This is a genomic window from Lewinellaceae bacterium, assembly GCA_020636105.1.
Classification (GTDB): domain Bacteria; phylum Bacteroidota; class Bacteroidia; order Chitinophagales; family Saprospiraceae; genus BCD1.
On the sequence record JACJYL010000001.1, the window covers coordinates 2,736,991 to 2,760,169 of the forward strand.

Genomic DNA, 23,179 nt, shown 5'->3' on the forward strand with positions numbered 1-23,179 from the left:
GGCCACTTGTTTTGAAAAAGGTGTCATCTCGATACTGGTTACTGGTTACTGGTTAGTTGGTTACTGGTTAGTTGGTTACTTGAGGTGACATCTTCGCCGGGCAGGCCACTTGTTTTGAAAAAGGTGTCATCTCAAGTAACCAGCAACGAGTAGCTTTATTTCAACATTTTATTAATCACTTCGATGGCTTTGTCCAGTTGTGGCTGGTTGCCATTAATTCTGTCTTTGAAAGTCTCTTCCACCCGGATATCCGGGCTGACCCCGGTTTTTTCGAGATTTTTGCCGTCGAGCGTATAACAACCCCAGGAAGGGAGTCGATAAAACGACCCATCGACCAGGCCCTTGCCACTGGTAAAAATGATCCATCGATACGTTTCCGTTCCGATAATGGTGCCCAGTCCCAGTTCCTTGAAGCCTGCAGCGGTCATCTCTGCATCCGAAAGGGATTGTTCGTTGATCAGCAAAACGATGGGCTTGTCGGAAGGTCCGAAATTGGACTGGGAGGTGAGTTGGCCTTCCCGGTACTTCCACTTCAAATACGTTTTCTGACTCAGCAGGCGCAATACGTCATCATGGACATTTCCACCGGTATTGTATCGCAAATCGAGGATCAGTCCATCGCGGTAAGCCCCTTCTTCAACAATATCTCTTTTAAATTTATTGAACTCTTCCCTGCCCATATTTTTCATATGCACGTAGGCGATTTTTTTATTGGACTTGGCATCGACATACGCCTGATTGGCATCCTCCCATTCATCGTAGAGCAGGTTGTTGATGTTGAAGTAATTTGTCGTATGCAATTTCACCTCCACTTTGGTTCCCTTTCGGTCGAAGGTAAGACTGACTTCCGGGTCACGTGAAGGATTGGAAAAATACATCTCTCTGTTTTGGGTGGCATCAACGGGGCGGCCATTCACCGCTACCAGCACATCCCCGGGTTGGATGTCTTTATCCTTCACATCGGCAGGGCTGTCTTTGATGATTCCCTTAACCTTGAAGGGATCATCATTTTCAAACATCACCCCCGTTGCTGTCGTTTCAAAACCATAATAAGTTTTCTCTTCTTTTCCGTTGGAATTGAACCCAAAATGAGAAGTATTGAGCTCCCCAAGCATATCATTGAATAAGAGGCGCAATTCTGCTCTATCGGTGATATAGGGCAAAAAAGCCGCATAACGATCTCTCAGAGCCTGCCAGTTTTGACCGTGGAAGGTTTCGTTATAAAAATTTTCTTCCATGCCGGCCCAGGCTTCGTAAAACATTTGCTCGAATTCGTCGGAAAGGGTTTTACGGAAAATAAAGTCGATTTCAATTTTTTCCATTTTGCTGCCATCCGGATCGAAGGTGTAAATGTTGCCCCCGGTAGCCAGGTAGTATTTGTCCTTGGCTTTTTCTATCCCGAAACCGCCCATTTTTTCCTTGGAGACCTTTTCTGTCTTTGGTTTTTCAAAGGGTTCCAGGGTGGTCTTCCAAAGGTAACTATCGCCCTCAGCATGATTGGAAGTATAAAAAATATAGGTTTTTTCCTCTTTCTGGATGACGTATGGACTGGACTGTTCTCCAAAAGAGGGTCCGACCTCTTCAATGCGGTCCATCAATCCCTCCTGGTTGATCATCACTTTGACCTTTTCCTTTTTATCTTTTTCCTTGTCGGCTTTTTCTCCTTCCGCCGGTTTGTCCGTTTCCTCCCCTTCCTTGTCGGTCTTATCCTTATCTTTTTTATCCTCCTTCTTTTCTTCTTCCTTGAAAAGCTCATCTACCTTATCCGATTTGAAAGGGTCGTCGAACTTATCGAGTTTAATGCGAAAAATATGTTCATTTTGGGTACCGTAAGGATAACTGGGTTGTAACAGGTCGGAAGAAAAATAAAGGTACTTCCCGTCGGGTGACCAGAACGGATTATTTTCGGAAACCCGCGTTTTGGAAAGGTTTTCCAGGGTTTTGTTTTCGAGGTCGTAAACGAAAATATCCTGTTCAAAGTCCCTGTGAGCATTGAATACGATGTAGCGGTCGTCCGGTGAAAAATAAGGTTGTGGGTTATACAGGCCCCACAATTCTTCGGTCGCAATGGTTTCACTCGTCAGGGTTTCAAGGTCTAAAAGTCTCACCTCGTTCCTGCCGCTGAAATAAACGGCTTTGGTGCGATCGCTGTTCATGGAAATGTTGCGGTTGTTCTGGCTGTCGCTGGTGTGTTGTTTGACAGGAGAGGAGCCATCTGCGGCTACGGAATATAAATTGTAGTACCCTCCGGCAGTTTGGGTAAAGAGCAGTGTTTTATTGTCTTTCAACCAGGCTATTTCACTGACAGCCTGTTTGGGATCGGTGATAATTTCCTTAACGAATTTGCCTTTTATATCCGAAATAAACAACCGCCCCCTGGAGACGAAGGCCAGTTTTTTATTGTCCGGAGAGACTGCAAAATTATTGATCTTGCCCTTTACATCATAGTCCTCGGATTTATCAATGGTATAGTTATTAAACAGGCGAATGTCCGGCTTGATGGTTTTTCCTTTTTCCACATCATAAACGAAAACCTGGTAGTCTTTTCTAAAAACGATCTTTTTACCGTTGGCGCTTACCTTTGGCCAGTATATCGACGTTTCAAATTTGGTCAGCTGCTTCTTTTTACCTTTATCGAAGGTATAGAGATTGTATTCCCCGTTGGCTTCATCCGACATGAAATAAACCGTTCCTTTTTTATCGATGGTCGCGCCAAAATCCTTGCCGTTATAGGTGGTATAGACTTTAAAATCTCCTGTTGCGGGATTGTAGGATTTTATATCCGGGTTATAATCTCCCTTGTAGCGTTTGCGATGGGCAAAATATTTGCTTTCCCATGATTCATTAAAGTAAATTTCGTCCGTTTTGGGATGAATGGCCACGTTGTGAACATTATCAAAATAATGATCAAACAAACGTTTTGGGGTTCCTCCTTCGATACTGATACTGTACCCGGAAAACCGGTTGAACCGGTTGGACGTAAAATAAATCGTCTGGCTGTCCCAACTCCAGGAATCCACATCATCACTAGCCTGGTGGTAAGTCAGTTGACGAATAGTTCCACCCTCCAAAGGCATGAGGAAAATATCCTTATTGCCGTACTGGGTGCCGCTAAAAGCCAGCCATTTTCCATCAGGACTTACATTGGGGCGGGTTTCTTCTCCGTCCATTGCCGTAAGTCGGGTCGCTTCTCCACCGTCGACAGATACTTTCCAAAGATCCCCATCATTACTAAAAATTATGGTCTCCGCATCCGGCGTCAGGACGGGGTCGAGTGTGAATTTACTCCCCTCCAATTGGCTGTAGGACGTGGCAGCAGAAAGGAAAAGTGTTGTTAATGCAAAAAAGTGTTTTAATAAGGTCATAACAGGTGATTTTGTGCAATAATAAAACTCCTCCAAACCAGTAGGGCTTGGATACACAATAATACCTTTTTTTATGCAAAAACGATTAGGGTTTCGACGAAATGTATAGATGAGAAGATGAGTGGGGATATTTTCTTGCAGCACCAGGGCAGGAGTCCCTTGCCTTTGTCCGCGTAGGACAAGATATCGTAACGAGCTTTTTTCACGGGGTGTTTTCCTAAGAATTACGAAATCCTGATCCTGGCAAGTGAATAGGCGAGAACTATTATGATCTGAAGCATGAATTATATGGTTATTTTCAAGCAGCAGAAACTATAGAGAGGTGAAGAAATTCACCCGTAAAAAGTTAAAATTAAAATAACATTCACTTGGCCGATACAAAAGACGTTATGGTTTTGTCTTAGATCTGATTCTGCTTTATCACCTTTAAAACTTTTCCTTATGAAAAAGAATGCGCTGCTCTTTGTAATGGGATTTTTTATGTTCCAAACTACTGTTAACGGACAATTTTCCATTGGGTTGTCAAACGGTCTCAATATTTCTTCTGAAAAACGTACCAGATCACAAGAACCAGAATATGGAAGTGTCAAGCCTGATTTTAACTATTTTTTCGGCATAACCTCAAAATATGATATTTCGCCCAAAGTCGCTATAAAAGGCGATATTCAGTATTCTCCTAAAGGGTACAAAATTGACTATACTGAATCGGAAGCAGTTCTAAGGGCCAAATACAGCTATATTGATATTTTACCAGGAATTGAATACAGCTTAAACAAAAATTTTGCCGTGGGCGTGGGGATTAATTTCGGTATTCTGCTAGATTATTCTATTAAAGCTGAAAAAGATGAATGGACAAGTTTGAAAGATTTAGAGGTTATTAAACCGGTTGATTTTGGCATGACAGGTTGTGTAAAAGGGTATTTCGGACGTTTTTTCCTAATAGCCTCTTATAATTACGGATTATCAGATATTAGTAAAATTATTTTCACAGATGCCAATGGTGTACCAATGGAAAATCAGCCGAAATTATTCAACCGAAACTTTCAACTAGGCGCGGGGTATTTGTTTTCAATGGATAATAATTGATGGGCGGATGTGTAAGAGAACAGCTTCATGCACGAGCATGCAGTGATTACGGGAAGATATTTTAACACAGCTTCAGGACTGGAGTCCTTTGCTTTGGTTCATCTACGACAAGATGTCATAACGAGCCTTTTTTAACCGAGAGTGTTTATTTAACAATCCCGATAATTTTATCGAGGATGTCGCGATGCTCCATTTAAACTTTGAACCGGGAATCTTCAACAAACCATCATAACATGCAGCATCAAACCATCATAATATCAAAGTATCAGACCATCATCGTATCAAATTCAATCCAAAACCGTTCCGCGTAACCGCTCCCGGAAATGGCGTAAAACCTCAGCCGTTTGATCCCAGCCCAGACATTCATCAGTGACAGAAACGCCATATTGAAGTTCCTTTAAATCAACAGGAATGGATTGTTTCCCAAAATGGATATTGCTTTCCAGCATGACGCCCATGATCGACTGGTTGCCTTTGGCGATCTGGTCGGCGACATTCATCAGCACAGCCGGTTGGTTGGCTGCCTTTTTGCTACTGTTGTCATGGCTGCAATCCACCATAATACGCTGAGGGTATCCCCTTTCCTTAAGGATGGCCTCGTATTGAGCTATATTTTCGGCATCGTAATTGGGTACTTTTCCCCCGCGAAGGATAAGGTGGGTATAAGGATTTCCGTTGGTACGCACCACGGCTACGCGGCCATCGGGGTGAATGCTGACGAAATTGTGAGGCGAAGCTACGGATTCCAAAGCCTGTATGGCTATTTTGACGTTGCCGTCCGTTCCATTTTTGAAACCAACTGCCGAAGAGAATCCGCTGGCCATTTTACGGTGACTCTGGGATTCTGTAGTCCTGGCGCCAATGGCTGTCCAGGAAAAGAGGTCCTGTATGTATTGAGGCGTTACGATATCGAGAGCTTCGCCGGCAGCCGGCAATCCGAGTTCGGCAATGTAGGTGAGCAGTTCCCGGGAGCGTTTCAGCCCTTCTTCCAGTGCGTAGCTATTATCGAGAAAAGGATCGTTGATAAGCCCCTGCCAGCCGACGGTGGTCCTGGGTTTTTCAAAATAAACCCGCATCACGAGATAAAGGGTATCGTCGAGTTCATCGGCCAGGGCCTTGAGGCGACGGGCATAATCTTTGGCCCCTTGTATGTCATGAATGGAACAGGGCCCCACCACCACAAGCTGACGCTTATCTTCGCGGGCAAGAATATTCTTCACCGTCGTTTGTCCGGTCATCACAGTATGGATAATTTTTTCCGTCAGGGGGTATAATTTTTTGAGTTCTGCCGGGGTGATGATGGGTTGTTCTTCGCTGATGTTTAGGTTTTCAATTCTCTTGTCGGTCATGACTATGGCTGCTTATTTTATTCAAAAAAGTGCTGGCAAGGAAAAGCCCTGCCTCAAAACAAGGCATGAAAGTAAAAGTTATTATTGGGGAAACATAATGGGGTAATAGAAAATACCAAATTAGGGTGGTATGAAAAATAAAAAAGCCAGCCTACTTCTTCTCCATAAACCGATAGCCCAACTCCACAAAAACGACAAAACTACGATCATTCTTTGCCGACAACCTGGACGTTTTCGTCACCGAGAATTCACCTCTCGTCGCCACAGAAAAACGGCCCGGAGCCCAGGAAACTTCCACCGGAAGGATCAACACCAAGGGCGCCAGGGATTTATTGTTGAGTTTCAATGTCGTTGTTATGCCATTCACCACCGCAGTGCCATAATCTGTTTTGGAATAAAACACCCCACGCAGCCCAAGTCCGGCCCCCAATGAAATATTTTTATCAGGCAAAATTTCAAGATAGGGTAAGGCAAATCCACTGAGATTAAGATTGGTGTTGATGCCAATAATTCCACCAAGGGCTTGCCCGTTATAATCATTAAAAACAGTAGGTTCGTCATAAAACCTGAACCGCTGGCCATTGACCTGGTACTTGATCCTGAACTTCTCATTCAAGGCCGTTTGATACGAAACGCCCAAACCAAACCCGCCTACCAATACCCCTCTGCCCTCGCTGGAAGAATACCACAGCATCGGGTATTGCCCCAGCAACTCATTACTGAGGGGGTAAGTTTCGTTGGCGTTAATATGAATAGACCAGGATTGCGCTTCCAGGCGATATCCAAAGGTTGAAATGACCAGGAACAATAATAGTATTCCCGCCTTTATCTTAAAATTGAAATCCATGGTTTTGCTTTTATTCGGCTTTTAAAACAGGATGAATAAAGGTCTCTCCCTCATAAACCAATTCTACGTAGTAGATTCCCTTTTCCTGATCACGCATATCCACTGCAAAATTGCCTCCGGGAGTTATGTTGTTTATTTCTACCACCACTTCTTCATTGCCGGTAAGAATACGTACATTCGACTCCCCTTGAATATTGGCATCAAGTGTCAGCAAAAAAGAATCGGTGAATGGGTTGGGATAAACGGTGAAAGGTGGAAGGCTTATGAATTCCACTTCTTTATTGCACGAAAAAAGGGCTAATATCAAGAGGAGAGCCATTAAATTTTTGGTCATATATTTTTTTTTGAGGATAACGTACAGGGCATAACTTAAGCTAAGTTATGCCCTGTACGTTATCTATTTCTGTGTCTTCATCATGATCACATAAAAATTAGGATCCAGTTCATACCGGCCAAAATCCTGGGGATAATCCATGCTTTGCCATTCGGTGGTAGGTTCCAGCCATTGCATGTCACCGTCAAAGCCAAATTTTATGGGCATATCAAATCCTTCCACACAATCCTCCCAGCGATATAAAAACTCTCCTCCGCTAAAACTGAAGGCAAATATGGGAACCCGTGTATCGCGCAGGTATTGGTCAAAGAAAGGGCCAAGGTCACGATTGAGCATTCTTCCGATGTAATCCTCAATTTGTTTACTGGTAACGGTCTGGTGATAAAACTGCTGGTTAAGCCCGCGAAGCACCCTCATCCAAAGCTTGTCGTCTCCCGCTATCTGGCGTAAGGTGTGCAACATATTAGAACCCTTGGAGTACATATCCCCCGAGCCGGGATAATTTACATCATACACCCCGATGATGGGGCGGTCATTCCTGATGTTCTGGCGGGTGCCGATGACGTATTGATTACAATATTTAGGCCCGAAATGGTAATCTACGAACAGGCTTTCCGAATAGGCAGTAAATCCTTCGTGTACCCACATATCCGCAATATCCCGGTAGGTAATGTTATTGGCAAACCATTCGTGGCCGGATTCGTGGACGATGATGAAATCAAATTCCATCCCAATACCCGTACCGCTCACATCCCGACCGCCGTACCCGTTCTTATAGCCGTTGCCGTAAGTGACAGAACTCTGGTGTTCCATACCCGGGTAAGGCACCTCTACCAGCTTGTACCCGTCCTCGTAAAAAGGATACGGGCCAAACCAGCGTTCAAAAGCTTCCAGCATTCTTGGCACTTCACGGAACTGGTTTTTGGCCTTATCAAGATTGTAGGAAAGGACGTAGTAATCACAATCCAGCATGCCTTTTTCGCCATGGTATTGTTCCGAAAAGTGAACGTAATCGCCCACGTTGAAATTGACCCCGTAGTTATTGATCGGATTGACTACCTCCCAAATGAAAGTTTTGGTTTTATCATCGTTTTGTACCGTTTTTTTCAACCGGCCATTGGCTACTCCCGTCAAATTTTCCGGCACCGTAAGGCTGATGAGCATCCCATTATCGGGTTCGTCATACATGTGGTCTTTACAGGGCCACCAAAGACTGGCACCGTCCCCCTGGCAGGTGGTCACCGCTAAATCATTGCCGTTGTCATCCTTGGCCCAGGTCACCCCACCACTCCAGGGAGGCCTTTTGCTTACCTGGGGTTTCCCCTCAAAATGTATCGTAATTTCATTGGTGGCGCCTATTTTTTGTTTCTGTTTGATTTCAATAAAATGAGCGTTGCCATCTTTCCTGATAGCCAGGGAAGATTTACCCTGCAACACAGAAGTAATACGCATGGGCGGCTGCAGGTCAATCTGCATCACCTGATAAGGTTTGAGCACTTTATAGATAATCGTATTGGTTCCTTTTAGCGTACTGTCAGCAGGGTTGATCGTCACCTGTAAATTGTAATGCTCAAGATCCCACCAGCTTCGTTCTTTGGTAATGCTTCCACGCAGGGTATCCTGGTGGGTAAATTCCGTTTGCTGCCCGAAAGTCAGAGTCACCAAAAACAACAATATGACGGTTAAAAAGCTTTTCATGTATTTCATTTTTTAATAGATAAAATCAAAGAGGCTAAATTAAAGGTTTTTAGCAAACAAAACTACCGAAAAGAAGAAAACACTCCTTTCAACAAAACTGTACCCTTTACAAGTGATTAAGGAGGGCTCTTTAGCCTTTAATCATTAGTCTTTTACCATTCTACACAAAAGGGGGGCTTTTCCACTTTGGAAATCCCCGGCATCCAATTATCTTAGCACTATAGTATCTTTAGAGTCACAGTATATTAGTATCAAATCATCTTAGGAACAGTTCAAAAAAAAATTGACAATTTTAATCATGTAAATCACTGAAAATCAACACTTTTACATTTTTAATTTATCATTCTAAATTTTACATTTCCCTTAGTATCATTAGTATCTTAGTATCTTAGCCCGACATAAAAAACCACTTATGTCCTCATATCAGGAAATATTGCTCTCAGAAGATCAGGCCGCAGCCATTGCAGCCGAAGCATATGGCATCACCGGACACATAAAAAAACTGGCCGGCGAGATTGATCTCAACTATAAGATTTGGAATGGGAAGGATACTCACCTACTCAAAATAAGTCGCCCCGGTGCCGACCCTGGTTACCTTGATTTTCAACAGTCTATTTTACAATTTCTGGAAGATAAAGACATCGTTTGCCCTCGCCTCATCCCCGACCTGATCGGTGCATGGAGCACTACGATCACCGATCAGACCGGCCAGGAAAGAAATGTTCGCCTGCTCTCCTGGATCCCCGGGAGGTTGTTTTCGGCGGTAAATCCGGTTACGGATGCCTTGCTGGAATCCATGGGATCTACCGCAGGAAAACTGACAAAATCATTACAGGGATTTGACCATCCTGAAGCCCATCGCACTTTTGACTGGGATAATGCTAACGCCGCCTGGACCTTCGATCATCTGTACCTTTTCAGCGAACCCCGAAAAAGCATTATCAGTAAGTTCCAGCACAGATTTAATGCCATTCAGCCAGGATACGATATCCTTCGGAAGGCGGTGGTACACAACGATGCAAACGATAACAACTGGATCATTTCCGATAACCTCGCTGATCCGGAAGCTTTAGCACTTGTGGACTTTGGGGATGCTGTTTATACCCAGGTGATCAATGACGTCGCTATTGCCATTGCTTACGCCGTTATGGGCAAACCAGATCCCGTGGCAGCAGCCTGCCGGTTGATAAAAGGCTACCATGACCAATACCCGCTTAAGGAAGAAGAGATTGATATGCTTTACGTGCTGATCGCTATTCGCCTGGTCATCAGCGTCACTAAATCTGCCATCAACAAGGTCAAAGAACCCGGCAACACCTACCTGCTCATCAGCGAAAAGCAGGCATGGGAGCTGCTTGAAAAATGGGCCGGAATCTCGGAGGCTTTTGCCACATTCCGTTTTCGTCATGCTTGTGGCTTTTCGCCTCATCCCAACGAGGAAGCTTTCAAAAAATGGTCGGACATGAACGTTTTTTCAGTAAAAAATATGTTCCCCACTTTAGGCGTGGAAGAAGTCGAACACATCGATCTCAGCCTGACCAGTCCATTGGTAAGTCCATACGACTCCCTGGAGGACAGCCATTTGAAATTCCAAAGGCTCCATGCAAAATATCCGAACAAACTCTTTGCCGGAGGATACCTCGAATCCAGGATATTCTACACCACCAACGCCTTTCGCAGGGAAGGCAATAGCGGATTTGAACACCGTACCAAACACATGGGAGTTGATTTTTGGATGGAGGCCGGCACCCCGCTCCATGCGTGGATGGATGGTAAAGTACATACCCTGGTCCACAACGATTACGAAAAAGATTACGGCCCCACCCTCATCCTGGAGCATGAAACTCCTTACGGATTAACCTTCTACACCCTTCATGGACATCTGAGCCTCACCAGCCTGAATCTTTTCCGGCCGGGAGATCTGGTTAAAGCCGGCGACCTTATTGCCTATATCGGAGACCTGCACGAAAACGGTGGCTGGCCCCCACACCTTCATTTCCAGATCATCCTTGAGGTGCCGGGAACTGAAGGCAACTACAATGGAGTGGCTTTTCCCAGTGAACTGGACACCTGGAGAAGCATCTGTCTCGATCCTAATTTACTTTTCAAAGAAAAAGCCCTTGAACCACAGAAGCATCCTGACCGGGAAGCACAGGTCGCTTTCCGCAAAAAACACCTCGGCAAAAGCCTGAGCCTTTCCTATCGGGAACCCCTCGACATCGCACGTGGACAAATGCAATACCTGATCGACATCCATGGGCAAAAGTACCTGGATACAGTTAACAATGTCCCTCATGTTGGACACGAGCATCCAAGGGTCGTGAAAGCAGGGCAGGATCAGATGGCCATCCTGAACACCAATACCCGCTACCTGAACGATAAAATTATCGACTACACAAAAGCCCTGCTGGAAAAACTTCCTCCCGAGCTCTCCGTGATCCATTTTGTCAATTCAGGGAGTGAAGCCAATGAGCTGGCGCTCCGTATGGCAAGAGCGTATTCCGGACAAAAAGACATGATCGCCGTGGAAGTCGGCTATCACGGCAATACTTCCGGGTGTATTGATATCAGTTCCTACAAATTCGATGGAAAAGGAGGCCAGGGAGCTCCCCCCCATACCCATATTGTTCCGATTCCTGACAGTTTTCGTGGCAGATACCGTGGCAAATTATCCGAAACGGGAGCAGCTTATGCAAACCACATTCAACAACAAATTGAAGCGGTGCAAAAGACTGGTCGGGGCATTGCCGGTTTCATCTGCGAGGGAATTATCAGTTGTGGCGGACAGATCGTATTGCCCGACAACTACTTAAAACTGGCCTATGATTATGTTCGTCAGGCAGGAGGGATTTGCATCTCTGATGAAGTGCAGGTTGGGTTTGGAAGAGTGGGGCACAGCTTTTGGGCTTTTGAGCTACAAGGCGTCGTCCCTGATATTGTAACCCTGGGTAAACCTATCGGCAATGGCCATCCGTTGGCAGCAGTGGCCTGCACACAGGAAGTGGCAGAAGCTTTCGCCAATGGCATGGAGTACTTCAACACTTTTGGCGGCAACCCCGTCTCCTGTGCCATCGGTCATGAAGTATTGAAAGTCATGGAAGCCGATAATCTGCAGAAAAACGCTTTGAAGGTAGGCAATTATCTCAAAGAGGAATTGGTGTCTTTAAGCAAAAAATTTCCTCTCATAGGAGATGTACGAGGCGAGGGACTATTCCTGGGTTTTGAATTGATCGAAGATTCAGCACTAACCCCTGCCACGGCCAAGACTGATTACCTGGCCAACCGCATGAAGGAATTGGGCATCCTAATGAGTGTGGACGGTCCGTTTCACAATGTGATCAAAATAAAACCTCCTTTGTGCTTCACTATGGAAAACGCAAAGGAGGTGCTGTTCAGGCTCGAACAGGTTTTAATGGAGGATTTTTGTGCCTGCCCCGGCGCTGGAGGCTCTTAGTTTCCATTACGTAAAATGATTGTTATTTTAATATAGTTTCACGGAGCAACATTGAAACCACATTGAAACCATTTAGTACTACCCCACCATTGCCATCTGCATTAGCTATCAGACCTTCCCTCCGGATCTTCGCCCCTTCCTGAGTAATAATTGGTCAAAATGGATTTCATTTCCTTTTTTCCTTGAGAGATTTCACGGATCTCTTCCCACATTTCATGGCCGATGAGGTGTCGGAGGGGTTGCTCCAATACCGGAATTCTGTCAAAGACATTCAGCAGCTTCTTGTCCCAGACTTTATAGTATTTCAACAGGTCATCAGGATAAACGACCTTCCTACGGGTTCCTTCATTGATGCCCCGGAAGGGGGTCATAATATTCAGGTACCCGTAATCATCGGTAAGCTGTTCTCCCGGATGAATATCCCTGATCGCAATTTCAAAATCGTATGCGGTGGTCAGGCAGTTGGAATTAAAGCTGTGGTTGACAAAGCGGGCATTGTCCCAGCAAAGCACAAAATTTCCATTGTTGTTTCGGAAGGTATAGGTGTCCAGGATATTTTGATACACAGGCTCCAAACGCTGGAATTCCAGGGGGCTGAACTCCCGGTCCAACTTGTCTAATACCCAGGTGATCGTACCGGCCGGGATGAATTCCGTAGCGACTACGCCATACCCCACGTCATTGCTGATGAATTTAAGTTCTGTTTTTGGATGGATCATTTTAAATAAATTTGGATTTTTTTTATTTTAAACTTTAGAAGGCAATATTTAACAGTGTACCTGAAAAGAAGTGTTTACAAGTAACCTTTGGGTACCCGAAATGGGGCCAAACAAGTAATATTTCAACCTCTTAACCTCCAGTTCCATGTACACCAGGATACCCCCTGACGGATCAAATTTTCCATCAGAAGAGATCAGATGTACATTAACTAACTTTTCAAGCGTGTGAAACAAATTGGGTGTGAAAGGATATCATCATCGGTGATAAAGTGCCCGGGCGATCCTTTGTCGCGGTCGGCACTCAGCTTTTGATGAGTCTTTAGTCCAGGGGGGCCCAGCTTACGGGCCTACTATCCGAAAAATTCGCATATACAGCATATTTCGCAAGGGATTCAAATGAATATTTTTTCCGCAGATTCTCATGCCGTTTCATTTGAACGGCTTCGGTATTCAGGGGATCAATTTTATATTTTCCGTCTTGTTCGACAAAACGAATGAGTACGACTTTTGCCCCTCCCTCGTACATTTTGGTTTCCATTTTGGGGTTGGGGGTATACATACGATCAGCAGTGTACGCCATCGGAAAATTCCTGCGGCCGGGAATGTCCCAAGCCCGAAGAATTTCTTTAATATCTCCGGAGCGCAACAAGGATTTTGGCAAGGCATTTTTCAATCCCAGGATTCTGAGTTGCTGAGGAGGAGGCAATTGAGCAACCCCCTGGCTGTCCAGTGTTATCGCCTTATTGACTTCCTCTCCAAAAGCTTTGAGGTAGGCTGCGGAATACATCGCGTAACGTTCCTCGAAATTATCAGATTTGCCTTTGTAGGATTGATTGTATTTGGTAAGCATTTCCTTTAGCTCAGCATTATTTAGTTCTTTTTTACAGGAAAAAAACCCTATAATCAACAAAGAAAAAAAGAAAAGCTTATTCATACCTTTAACACGTTTCTTACCCAAAAATGCTGTTTGCATTTCAGGGTCAAATATTCATAAATAAATTGAATGTATGCAAATATATTTTTCGAAAAGGAAAGGAAAATAATCCAATATAAATAGTTCTTTTCTATTAAGTTTTTACGAATACTTCCCATACCCCTCAATCTTATCCAATAACCGCTCATGAAGATACTCATTTTTTTCGGTGAGTTCCATAGCGATGAATTTTGCTTCTTGCAGATAAGCCGCAATTTTTTCTTCCGACCAATGTGAAGGAGGTGTTTGAAGGTTGGTGATCCTGTCCGCAAGCTTTACCATGCCTACTTCCCTCGGCTCCTCGTTTATCCGTTTCAGGCTATCCTGCATTTTTTCGATTTTGGAAGCGAGGCTTTCATTTTTCGTAAGGGCCTGAACGCCACGGGCCACCTCTTCACCAAATAACTCTTTCACCTCTTCAAAACCGGTAGGTGTATCTTCGAGGACATCGTGAAGAATAGCTACCTGAACGGCAAAATCAAGATCAAAATCATTCGATTGTTTATGAGCTATAATAATTTCCATGGAAACGTTGGCCAGGTGCAGCAGGTAATTGGCCCGGGTGCCCGGTACTTTTTGGTCGTGGTGCTTTTCGCCGGCAAACTTCATGGCTTTTTGATAATAGTCTTGTGTCATTTTTATTTTTTCCGGTCTGGAGCTTGTAAAAAAAACAAAACCCGTTTAAATCCGTCCAATTCGTTCCATTCGCGTTCTATAATGTCTCTTTGGAACCTGCCTTTGCCTACAAGCAGGCACGGGCAAAAGCGATAAAACCCACCTATTTCAAAGCCGAAATCTTCAGTGTCCAGACAAAATCTGACGGCGGGGCCTTCTGCAATCCTTTCGGAATCGTCACCGTAAAACCACTACCTTCCGTTTTCCATTTTAAGGATTTTTGGCTTCCCAAAAGAGTTACCGTAGCACCGTCTGCCGGCTGATGAGAAGGGATCGTAATGGTTTCAGGCATGGTAGTTTCTCCTTCTTTACAGAGATAAAAAAAGTAAACGTTACCATTGTCCTGTTGTGTCATACAAATATTGTCCACTTTATAAGGCGGCAGGACTTTACTGTTGTAAATGCCTTCGCTGTTGATATTCATCCAGCGGCCAAATTCCTGCAGCAGATCGTAGGCACCCTGCTGCCAGTCGCCTTCCGGAGTAGGAGCGATATTCAATAAGAGGTTGCCCCCTTTTGCGACAATATCTACCAGCATTTGTATGCCCTCTCTGCCGCTCATGTATTTAGCATCTTTGGTATGGGACCAGCCGCCGCCGGAGATGATACAGGATTCCCATGGATAGGGCAATTCTTTTTCCGGAACCCTGTTTTCAGGCGTAAGGTAATTTTGATTCTTTCCGTAAACCGCCCGATCGACAACGATCAGTCCCGGTTGTTTTTCACGCACTTTCTCCACCAGTTCATCCATTTTAATGTCCTGGTTGATGATCCTGTGGGTGATGTATCCGTTTTCCTTTTCCTTAAGTACCTGTTCGTACCAACTTACGATCTCGCTTTTGGGCGTTTTAGCCACCCAGCCACCATCGAGCCAAAGGATATCCATCTTGCCGTAATCCGTCATCAATTCCAGAATCTGGTTGTGGGTAAATTCGATGAACTTGTTCCATTTTTCCGGATTGGCTTCCGGTTCGTAGTTGACGTTCCGGTCACGCGGCGGGTATTGTGGATCCCAGTAATAGGGCGTATTCCAGTCGGGTTTGGAAAAATAGGCTCCTGTCCAAAGACCTTCACTCCGGAAGGCATTGAAAATTTCTTTGGCGATATTTTTCCTTGGGTTGGCAGAAAACGGACATGCCGGATCCGTAACCTTGTAATCGGTGTATTTGCTATCAAACATGCAAAAACCATCGTGGTGTTTGGTGGTAAAAACCACGTATTTCATACCAGCGGCTTTGGCGGCTTTGGCCCATTTCTCAGGAGCAAAATCCACGGGATTGAACGTATTTTTCAATGCCTCATACTCCTGTTTGTACAGAAAATAATTATCGGGATGGGATCCCATTTTCCTTTCGCACCACCCGTATTCTTCCGGGCACAAAGACCAGGATTCCACAATGCCCCATTGGCTATAGGTACCCCAATGCATTAAAAGTCCGAATTTAATATCCTGCCATTGATTCAGTTTTTCAAGTACAAGCGGGTCCGTTTCCGGAACATAACGTTCCTCCTCGTGTCCCTGGGCAAAGGCAATGCCGGGAATCCCCAAAACGAGGATCAACAGGAAGTCTACGATCTTCATCTTTAAATTTTTTATGATTATTTCTTTTTTTCTTTTTCTTCCAGGGTTTCGATCACCTTTTTGAACATGGTGCTCTCTTCTTCTTGTGTCTGGGAATACAAATTAGAGATATTCCGGCCACCGGAAAAATCCCCGTTACGGTGCAGGCTCCTGATAAAGGATTCGTATCCTTTGCCGTTGTGATAGTACCCCAGGGGGGCTAATTTATAGCTGGCTACAAATTCCTTGCAATCATTACATTCCACAAAAACCCGGTCGGGTTCCCCTTCCTTACGGTAGAGGATATTGCGCATATTAGTCGATTGGCAGGACTGACAGTGTTGAACGTGAATTTCCATAAATCACTATTTATTGGCTTCTAAAAGAATAAAGGTACATAAAAATTACTCTCCGCAAAAGTCAATATGAAGGCTAAAACCGTTATATTTTCATCCAAAATACCGAGGGTTTCTCCTTTAGTTTTATCTTGGCTCGTCAATTAATCAGGTATATCATGAAAGATGTCAAAATAGTGTGCATGGGCGACAGCCTTACAGAAGGTTACGAGATCAACCCGGCCAAAAGGTGGAGTGATCTTTTGAGTCGGAAAATGGGAATCGAATTCATCAACAGCGGTATTTCCGGAGACACAACAGGGGGAATGCTGGCCCGGTTCCAACCCATGGTGGTAGCCCATCAACCCACGCATGTTATCATCATGGGAGGCACCAACGACCTGTGGATCAACCTTCCCGATGAACTCATCCTCAGCAATATTCTTGCGATGACACGACAAGCCAATTACCATGAAATTATTCCCATCATCGGTATCCCTACACCGTATTTCTTCGAGGATTCGCCATTGGCTGAAAGCATATTTATCACCGACCGCAAATTAAGTGACCGCATCGATATCTTTTGTGAAAAACTAAGACAATTTGCCCGGGAAGACGAACACCCGGTCATTGATTTTTCCGTCAACATGACCCGTGACCTTTTCCAGGAAGACGGGGTGCACCCCAATGAAAAGGGGCAGGAGGTGATGGCCGAACAAGCGCTAATCGCCTTGAAAAATATTTTTTGAGTAATGTTTAAAAAATAATTTCTCCATTTCCATTACGCGCCCCCGGCCCCTAAAAGGTAGCACCCACAGTTATTATTTGACTGTTTATAAGAGAACAGGAAAACATGAGTTCATCCCGAATTTTCAAAAACTGTCTGAACTAGAAATTTTTTGATTATTTGAAGTATTTTTTAAATGTAAAACCTGCTTGCAGACGCAGGAAGGCAGGTGTAAAAGTGAGTGGGCAAAAGGTTTCGGTTTTGGAAAAAAGTCATTTTTTGTCGCAAAACACCTAACCCACGACCCAAACACTTCTAAATTTTGCGGTTACTTGTTTTATACCTTGCCTGCTGCCGCGACGGAAGGCAGGTTTTGCGGTTTATCTCTTTTGTAAAAGAAAAATCCCGAATTTTATCTGATTAGATGAAATTCGGGATGACTCACGTTTCCATGCCGCTTTACCTCATTATCGCATTATTGCATTTTGGCATTAGAGAACTAAGGAGTCGTTTCTTTATTTTTCACATACTTATCCAACCACTCATCCTGTTCCCAAAGGAGGTGAAGAATACTTTCCTTGGCCTGGTAACCGTGGCTTTCTTTTGGCAAAATCACCAGTCTGACCGTAGCCCCCAATCCTTTTAAAGCATTAAAATAACGCTCGCTTTGCATGGGATAAGTCCCCGAATTATTGTCCGCTTCTCCATGAATCAGCAATAAGGGGGTTTTCATTTTATCGGCATGCATAAATGGCGACATCGTATTATATACATCAGGAGCTTCCCAGTAGGAACGTTCCTCATTTTGGAACCCAAAAGGAGTCAATGTCCTGTTGTAAGCCCCGCTCCTGGCAATACCTGCTGCAAATAAATCAGAATGAGAAAGCAGGTTCGCTACCATGAAGGCCCCATAACTATGTCCGGCAACAGCTACCCTGTCACGATCAATGTACCCCAATTCATCCACCGCATCAATGGCTGCTTTGGCATTGGCCACCAGTTGCTTGCGGAAGGAATCGTTGGGTTGTGTATCTCCTTCTCCAACAATTGGGAAAGAAGCATCATCCAATACCACATATCCTTTTGCTACCCAATAAACCATAGATCCGTAATAAGGAAAGGTGAATTCATTGGGGTTTTGCGTATTCTGACCGGCGCTCGATTTGTCTTTAAATTCTGCAGGATAAGCCCACATGATCATCGGCATTTTTTCCTTTTTTTCTTTATCATAACCTACAGGCAAATAGAGGGTTCCTGAAAGTTCAAGGCCATCATCCCGTTTATAAGAAATAACTTCTTTATGAACGTCCTGGATACTTTTAAAAGGATTGTCAAAAAAGGTCAGCTGTTTCAGGCTACCGCTTTTTATGCCTCTGAAATAATAATTAGGGTATTCGCTTGGAGATTCTATCCTGACGAGTATTTCGTCTTTCTCAGGATCATATTCGCGTAAGCCTTCCTTTTTATCCGTATATTCAGATTGATACAGGCGTTGCTTTTCCTGGGTTTTTAAATTTATTTTATCGACGAATGGAAACTGGCCTTTTTCCGAAAAACCATCTCCCACAAGAAAGGCAGCATCCCCATCCAAAGCCAGGACGGAGGATCCCATTTTATTCCTTCGGGTGACAAAATTGCCCGGATCACTGTAATTGTCCTGATAATTCCGGTCGGTAATAATGACAGGTTCCTGGGTATGGTCAGCCGGATTAAATCTATAAGCTTTTGTATTCCGGGTGTTCCACCAATAGTCATAAGCAACGGCCAACTGGTCATTTCCCCATTCTATACCACTAAACCGGTTAATGGTTTTCAAAAGAGAATTAGGTTTTCCGTTAAAAGGAGCTTCCAATTGAAATACTTCATCCCGGAAGGCCACTTCTGTTTCCGGGTCACCGCCATCGAGGGCTTCTGCGAATACCAGAACTGCCGGCTTATCACTGCGCCAACTCATATTTCTTCTTCCTGTCCGGGTGGCCATAAATCCTTTGGGAAGGTCTTCAATAAGGGGTACTTCCAGCACGGTATTCACCAATTTGGCTTCCTTGTTATAAATAGTCGTTTTTGAGGGAAACCGGTTGTAGGGCACGAGGTATGAAAACGGCTTTTCCACCGTATTCACCATCACATAATTCCCGTCCGGGGAAAAACTGATGCTGCTATACATCGCGCTTCCCAGCCAAAGTTCACTTTTCCCGTCCAGGTAAACCCTGTAGATATCAGACAGGGCCAGTTGTTCAAAATTGTGCTCATCAGATTTGTTTTTCAGGAGATCCTGGTAGGTTCTGTTTTGGGCTTTTTTCCCGTCGTTTACCGAAATGGTTGGGCCGGTTGGCACCTCCGTCTGGGTGTTAATCAAAGGTTCTTTACTTTGAGTAACCATTTTCACCAACATGGATTGCCCATCTTCAAACCAATTGATGACGTCCCCCAAATTAGCATTGACGGCAGGCTTGGTGAGTTTACGGACGGCAGCTGATTTCATATCCAACACCCATACTTCAACTCCTTCAGAAGTAGTATTCGTCAAAGCCATTTTTGTCTGATCCGCCGACCAGGCAAAATTAGAAAGCAAAGGGTTTTTCGGAAGACCGGAAACCTGTTTGGGTTTGGCATTTTTTTCTTTAAGGTTTTGGATCTGGACGTTGTTGTAGTAAGTAACTCTACTTCCAATATTGGTTTTGGGATCAATTCGCAATCCGCCCAGGCGAAGTTCCTCTTGTGATAATTCTTCGATGGATTTGTAGGCATTCCGGGATAACAATACCATAAATTCTTTGCTGTCATCCAAGAAAACGGAGGGAGCCAGCTGAATATCGACGAGGTCCAATATTTCAGCGGAAGGCTTTTGATAGCCAATGTTTTCCTGGGCATTTAAGAAGGTGGCCGAACAGAACATAAGCAGAAAAATTAATCTTCGCATAATTTGAGTTTTTTATTTTAGGTACCAAAATAGGCAGAAACAACCATGTAAATTTAAGCCTTATTTTTTTATAATATATCAATATACAAATCCTGGCTGAATAACCTCAACTTCTCCTTTTGCAAACTGCAAAAAAACGACCACTAATCAATGGAATCGAGATACAACTGTTCCACCTTATCCCTGGCCCAGGGCGTTTTTCTCAGGAATTTAAGGCTTGATTTGATGGATGGATCAATTTGGAAACAACGGATGTTGATCATTGATCCCAGTTCCTCCCATCCATACGTTTCTACGAGGAATTCCAAAATATCTGCCAGTTTTACCCCGTGCAACGGATTATTCGGTTGTTCCTTACCTGGTTCATTTGTTGTGTCCTTCATTTGTTTCAATCAATTAATTATTCACAAATTTCATCAATCCATTTCTGGTCGATCTTTCCGTTATCACCAATATGGAATACCGCCCCGATAACGCACCCGTTGGGACCAATGGAATCCACAAGGTACCGGTAATCAAAACCCATATCGATCGGGGCTCCAAGGATGCTTTTCACCAAAGTAGTATCAGCATCCAACGGCAATAATTCAACCACCTTAACAAGATTTTTGTAATCCCCGTGTTTTTGATAAAGTCTACCGTATCGCTTGACAGTATTGAGGCTGGAACAACCCAAAACGATCGTAGAGAGCAATAGGTATATACTTATTCTTTTCATTTTTTTGCTTTAAATTATTAAATGAGTTATTAGCGGCAAAAAAGCATGTGATCGCGGTTAAATTATGTTTTGCCTAAATTTTGGGTTTGTTTTGCATATAAAAAACCAGCTCCCCGCCATTCATAAGGTCTCCGTGTTTTAGGGTCGTTCCTTCCAGGATTTTTCCATTGAGCTCTACCTTTCCCACATACACATTTTCCCGGCTTTGGTTCACTGCTTTAATGGTCAGTTCCTTTCCGTTATCCAGGTGAATCACTGCATTTTTGACCAATGGACTGCCTATGGCATATTCATCCGAACCGGGAGTGACCGGGTAAAAACCAAGCGCGCTGAAAACATACCAGGCACTCATCTGCCCGGCATCATCATTGCCGCACAATCCATCCACCCCGCTGCCGTACATGGTATCCAATATCATCCTCACCCGCTCCTGTGTTTTCCAGGGCTTTCCCGTCCAATTGTATAAATAAGGAATGTGATGGCCGGGTTCATTGCCGTGAACATAATTCCCAATGATGCCGTCTCGTGTGATGTCTTCGTTTTTTTCGATGTATTTGTCTTCGATCTCAGTGGTGAAAATACGATCCAGGTGTGCAGCAAAAACTTCCTTTCCTCCCATCATGGCGATCATGGTATCGATCTCCTGGGGCACGTACAACCCGTAGTTCCAGGCATTGCCTTCGATAAATCCCTGCCCGTGGGTATCCAGTGGATCAAAAGGTTCTTTCCAGGTGCCGTCCGAATTTTTGGGCCGCATATAACCGATGACCGGGTCGTAAACATTGGCGTAATTTTCAGATCTTTCCATGTACTGCTTTTTGACTTCTTCATTTCCAGCTTTTTTGGCGATCTGCGCAATGCACCAGTCGTCGTAGGCAAACTCCAGCGTTTTTGATACAGAGGAACCGCTTTTGTCTTCCGGCACATATCCCATGGCCATATAGCTGTCCAGGCCATCGTAATACGACAGGGTTGAACTGTTCACACAAGCCTGCAATGCCCTTTCCGGATCCACGTCGGTAGTTCCTTTTACGATGGCATCGGCAATGACCGAAACCGAATGATACCCGATCATACACCAATTCTCATTGGCATAATGACTCCAGACCGGAAGCATCTTATGCATGCTTTGGTCATGGTGAGCCAACATGGATTTTACCATGTCGTTATTCCGTTTCGGATGCAGTATATTGAACAAGGGATGCAGGGCGCGGTAGGTGTCCCACAGGGAGAAAACTGTATAGTTGGTAAAACCGTCCGACTGGTGGATGTTCTGATCCAGCCCACGGTAATTTCCATCCACATCCTCGTATACGATAGGACTGAGCATAGTATGATAAAGGGCCGTATAAAACGTTTTCTTATCGACTTCCGTAAGGGTTTCTGCTTTGATCTTCGACAACTCACCGTTCCATTTTGCACGGGTTTCTTCGCGGGTTTTTTCAAAATCCCAATCCGGAACCTCCGCCTCCATATTCTTCAAAGCCCCGCCAGTGCTTACAGGAGACAGGGCAAATTTCACTTTAATCTGCTCGCCTTCTCCTGTTTTGAAATCAAAATAGGCGCGAATCTCTTTGCCCGCCATTTCAGGAAAATTTTCAGTTTCGTTGAAGCGCCTGTAAAAGCCGTTGTATTTGACGGTTTCATATTTTTTATGGCCGTAATGGTGGAATGGTTTGGAGAATTGCATGGCGAAAAACACCTTTTTCGTCCGTGCCCAGCCGTTCGTCTGCCGATATCCGGTCACCAGGGAATCGTTTTCCACCCTGACAAAGGTCCATACGTTTTTGCCGTCATAGTTGTAAATATTGGACATCAGGTCAAGAATGATATGGCTGCTGTCAGACTTTGGAAAAGTGTATTGGTGAAAACCCACGCGTTCGGTGGCTGTCAGTTCGGCCTTAATCCCGTAATCATCCAGCATTACCTGGTAGTAACCGGGTTCGGCTTGCTCATACTCATGAGAAAACTGCGAATGATACCCGCTGCCGGGAACCGCTGCATCTCCCGGCTCCAGGTTCAAAGTTCCCGTGGTGGGCATGATCAGAAAATCCCCGAGATCGGAATGCCCCGTACCGCTGAAATGAGTATGGCTGAATCCGAAAATGGTAGAGTCTTCATATTGGTATCCTGAACAATAGCGATACGTTTCAGGATTATAAGCCCCTTCCTCAAACAAAGGTTCCTGGTTCGTTTCCGGGCTCAGCTGCACCATACCAAAGGGTGCGGTAGCCCCGGGAAAGGTATGCCCCATGTTCTTCGTCCCGATGAAAGGATTCACCAGAGCAGAAAAATCATCTTCCGGTTTGTTGGTTGCGATAGATTGCTTTTCGTCGCAGGCGGCCAGGAAAAAAACCAGGCACCATCCAACCAAAGACCATTTAATTTTATATCCTTTCATGCGTTCAGGTTTTA

At 44.5% G+C, this 23,179-nt stretch carries 17 protein-coding genes; 3 read left to right on the plus strand and 14 right to left on the minus strand.

Going from position 1 to position 23,179, the window contains the following annotated elements:
• Positions 1-155: 155 nt before the first annotated feature.
• Positions 156-3,365 (minus strand): PD40 domain-containing protein, encoded by a 3,210-nt coding sequence (locus H6571_10295; protein MCB9324113.1) that lies wholly within the window; start codon positions 3,363-3,365, stop codon positions 156-158.
• A gap of 441 nt (positions 3,366-3,806) precedes the next feature.
• Here H6571_10295 and H6571_10300 point away from each other — a divergent pair, with 441 nt between their 5' ends.
• Positions 3,807-4,451: a PorT family protein gene (locus H6571_10300; GenBank protein ID MCB9324114.1), complete on the plus strand. Its 645-nt coding sequence runs from the start codon at positions 3,807-3,809 to the stop codon at positions 4,449-4,451.
• A 287-nt stretch (positions 4,452-4,738) separates the two neighbouring features.
• Here H6571_10300 and H6571_10305 read toward each other — a convergent pair whose 3' ends face one another.
• The 4 genes from H6571_10305 to H6571_10320 form a co-directional block, all read right to left on the minus strand.
• Complete coding sequence (locus tag H6571_10305; GenBank protein MCB9324115.1) at positions 4,739-5,800, minus strand: 3-deoxy-7-phosphoheptulonate synthase; 1,062 nt, start codon at positions 5,798-5,800, stop codon at positions 4,739-4,741.
• A gap of 151 nt (positions 5,801-5,951) precedes the next feature.
• Positions 5,952-6,647, minus strand: a complete 696-nt coding sequence (locus H6571_10310) for a hypothetical protein (protein MCB9324116.1) — start codon at positions 6,645-6,647, stop codon at positions 5,952-5,954.
• Positions 6,648-6,657: 10 nt separating this feature from the next.
• A complete protein-coding gene (locus H6571_10315; protein ID MCB9324117.1) occupies positions 6,658-6,981 on the minus strand; it encodes a T9SS type A sorting domain-containing protein in 324 nt (107 codons plus the stop codon).
• Positions 6,982-7,044: 63 nt separating this feature from the next.
• Positions 7,045-8,688, minus strand: coding sequence for a M1 family metallopeptidase (locus H6571_10320; GenBank protein ID MCB9324118.1), 1,644 nt, complete (start codon positions 8,686-8,688; stop codon positions 7,045-7,047).
• Positions 8,689-9,091: 403 nt separating this feature from the next.
• Between H6571_10320 and H6571_10325 the strand changes: the two genes are divergently transcribed.
• A complete protein-coding gene (locus tag H6571_10325) occupies positions 9,092-12,133 on the plus strand; it encodes an aminotransferase class III-fold pyridoxal phosphate-dependent enzyme (GenBank protein ID MCB9324119.1) in 3,042 nt (1,013 codons plus the stop codon).
• Positions 12,134-12,234: 101 nt separating this feature from the next.
• Here the strand turns inward: H6571_10325 and H6571_10330 are convergent, their stop codons facing one another.
• The 5 genes from H6571_10330 to H6571_10350 all read right to left on the minus strand — a co-directional run bounded on the left by H6571_10330 (position 12,235) and on the right by H6571_10350 (position 16,420).
• The gene (locus H6571_10330; GenBank protein ID MCB9324120.1) at positions 12,235-12,852 is read right to left on the minus strand and encodes an SET domain-containing protein; all 618 of its coding nucleotides are present in this window, start codon (positions 12,850-12,852) and stop codon (positions 12,235-12,237) included.
• Positions 12,853-13,171: 319 nt separating this feature from the next.
• Positions 13,172-13,786: a hypothetical protein gene (locus tag H6571_10335; protein MCB9324121.1), complete on the minus strand. Its 615-nt coding sequence runs from the start codon at positions 13,784-13,786 to the stop codon at positions 13,172-13,174.
• Positions 13,787-13,927: 141 nt separating this feature from the next.
• Positions 13,928-14,461 (minus strand): bifunctional (p)ppGpp synthetase/guanosine-3',5'-bis(diphosphate) 3'-pyrophosphohydrolase, encoded by a 534-nt coding sequence (locus H6571_10340; protein MCB9324122.1) that lies wholly within the window; start codon positions 14,459-14,461, stop codon positions 13,928-13,930.
• Positions 14,462-14,603: 142 nt separating this feature from the next.
• Positions 14,604-16,082 (minus strand): alpha-L-fucosidase, encoded by a 1,479-nt coding sequence (locus H6571_10345; protein MCB9324123.1) that lies wholly within the window; start codon positions 16,080-16,082, stop codon positions 14,604-14,606.
• Between the two features lie 17 nt (positions 16,083-16,099).
• Complete coding sequence (locus tag H6571_10350) at positions 16,100-16,420, minus strand: hypothetical protein (GenBank protein MCB9324124.1); 321 nt, start codon at positions 16,418-16,420, stop codon at positions 16,100-16,102.
• A gap of 155 nt (positions 16,421-16,575) precedes the next feature.
• On the opposite strand from H6571_10350, the gene H6571_10355 reads away from it, so the two are divergent.
• On the plus strand, positions 16,576-17,145 hold the full coding sequence (locus H6571_10355; protein ID MCB9324125.1) for a hypothetical protein: 570 nt from the start codon (positions 16,576-16,578) through the stop codon (positions 17,143-17,145).
• Between the two features lie 477 nt (positions 17,146-17,622).
• On the opposite strand, the gene H6571_10360 is transcribed toward H6571_10355, so the two are convergent.
• The 4 genes from H6571_10360 to H6571_10375 all read right to left on the minus strand — a co-directional run bounded on the left by H6571_10360 (position 17,623) and on the right by H6571_10375 (position 23,165).
• Positions 17,623-20,046 carry a S9 family peptidase gene (locus tag H6571_10360; protein ID MCB9324126.1) on the minus strand — a complete coding sequence of 808 codons (2,424 nt, stop codon included), beginning with the start codon at positions 20,044-20,046 and terminating at the stop codon, positions 17,623-17,625.
• A gap of 143 nt (positions 20,047-20,189) precedes the next feature.
• Positions 20,190-20,429, minus strand: coding sequence for a DUF2132 domain-containing protein (locus tag H6571_10365; protein ID MCB9324127.1), 240 nt, complete (start codon positions 20,427-20,429; stop codon positions 20,190-20,192).
• A gap of 17 nt (positions 20,430-20,446) precedes the next feature.
• Positions 20,447-20,764 (minus strand): hypothetical protein, encoded by a 318-nt coding sequence (locus H6571_10370; protein MCB9324128.1) that lies wholly within the window; start codon positions 20,762-20,764, stop codon positions 20,447-20,449.
• Between the two features lie 73 nt (positions 20,765-20,837).
• Positions 20,838-23,165 (minus strand): glycoside hydrolase family 92 protein, encoded by a 2,328-nt coding sequence (locus tag H6571_10375; protein ID MCB9324129.1) that lies wholly within the window; start codon positions 23,163-23,165, stop codon positions 20,838-20,840.
• Positions 23,166-23,179: the final 14 nt, after the last annotated feature.

What these genes read in the sequence shown, in the direction of transcription:
- H6571_10320 (MCB9324118.1), bottom strand. Translation starts at nt 8,688, where the DNA reads ATGAAATACATGAAAAGCTTTTTAACCGTCATATTGTTGTTTTTGGTG.
- H6571_10330 (MCB9324120.1), bottom strand. Translation starts at nt 12,852, where the DNA reads ATGATCCATCCAAAAACAGAACTTAAATTCATCAGCAATGACGTGGGG.
- H6571_10325 (MCB9324119.1), top strand. Translation starts at nt 9,092, where the DNA reads ATGTCCTCATATCAGGAAATATTGCTCTCAGAAGATCAGGCCGCAGCC.
- H6571_10300 (MCB9324114.1), top strand. Translation starts at nt 3,807, where the DNA reads ATGAAAAAGAATGCGCTGCTCTTTGTAATGGGATTTTTTATGTTCCAA.
- H6571_10370 (MCB9324128.1), bottom strand. Translation starts at nt 20,764, where the DNA reads ATGAAAAGAATAAGTATATACCTATTGCTCTCTACGATCGTTTTGGGT.
- H6571_10335 (MCB9324121.1), bottom strand. Translation starts at nt 13,786, where the DNA reads ATGAATAAGCTTTTCTTTTTTTCTTTGTTGATTATAGGGTTTTTTTCC.
- H6571_10375 (MCB9324129.1), bottom strand. Translation starts at nt 23,165, where the DNA reads ATGAAAGGATATAAAATTAAATGGTCTTTGGTTGGATGGTGCCTGGTT.
- H6571_10345 (MCB9324123.1), bottom strand. Translation starts at nt 16,082, where the DNA reads ATGAAGATCGTAGACTTCCTGTTGATCCTCGTTTTGGGGATTCCCGGC.
- H6571_10360 (MCB9324126.1), bottom strand. Translation starts at nt 20,046, where the DNA reads ATGCGAAGATTAATTTTTCTGCTTATGTTCTGTTCGGCCACCTTCTTA.
- H6571_10340 (MCB9324122.1), bottom strand. Translation starts at nt 14,461, where the DNA reads ATGACACAAGACTATTATCAAAAAGCCATGAAGTTTGCCGGCGAAAAG.
- H6571_10355 (MCB9324125.1), top strand. Translation starts at nt 16,576, where the DNA reads ATGAAAGATGTCAAAATAGTGTGCATGGGCGACAGCCTTACAGAAGGT.
- H6571_10295 (MCB9324113.1), bottom strand. Translation starts at nt 3,365, where the DNA reads ATGACCTTATTAAAACACTTTTTTGCATTAACAACACTTTTCCTTTCT.
- H6571_10310 (MCB9324116.1), bottom strand. Translation starts at nt 6,647, where the DNA reads ATGGATTTCAATTTTAAGATAAAGGCGGGAATACTATTATTGTTCCTG.
- H6571_10365 (MCB9324127.1), bottom strand. Translation starts at nt 20,429, where the DNA reads ATGAAGGACACAACAAATGAACCAGGTAAGGAACAACCGAATAATCCG.
- H6571_10315 (MCB9324117.1), bottom strand. Translation starts at nt 6,981, where the DNA reads ATGACCAAAAATTTAATGGCTCTCCTCTTGATATTAGCCCTTTTTTCG.
- H6571_10305 (MCB9324115.1), bottom strand. Translation starts at nt 5,800, where the DNA reads ATGACCGACAAGAGAATTGAAAACCTAAACATCAGCGAAGAACAACCC.
- H6571_10350 (MCB9324124.1), bottom strand. Translation starts at nt 16,420, where the DNA reads ATGGAAATTCACGTTCAACACTGTCAGTCCTGCCAATCGACTAATATG.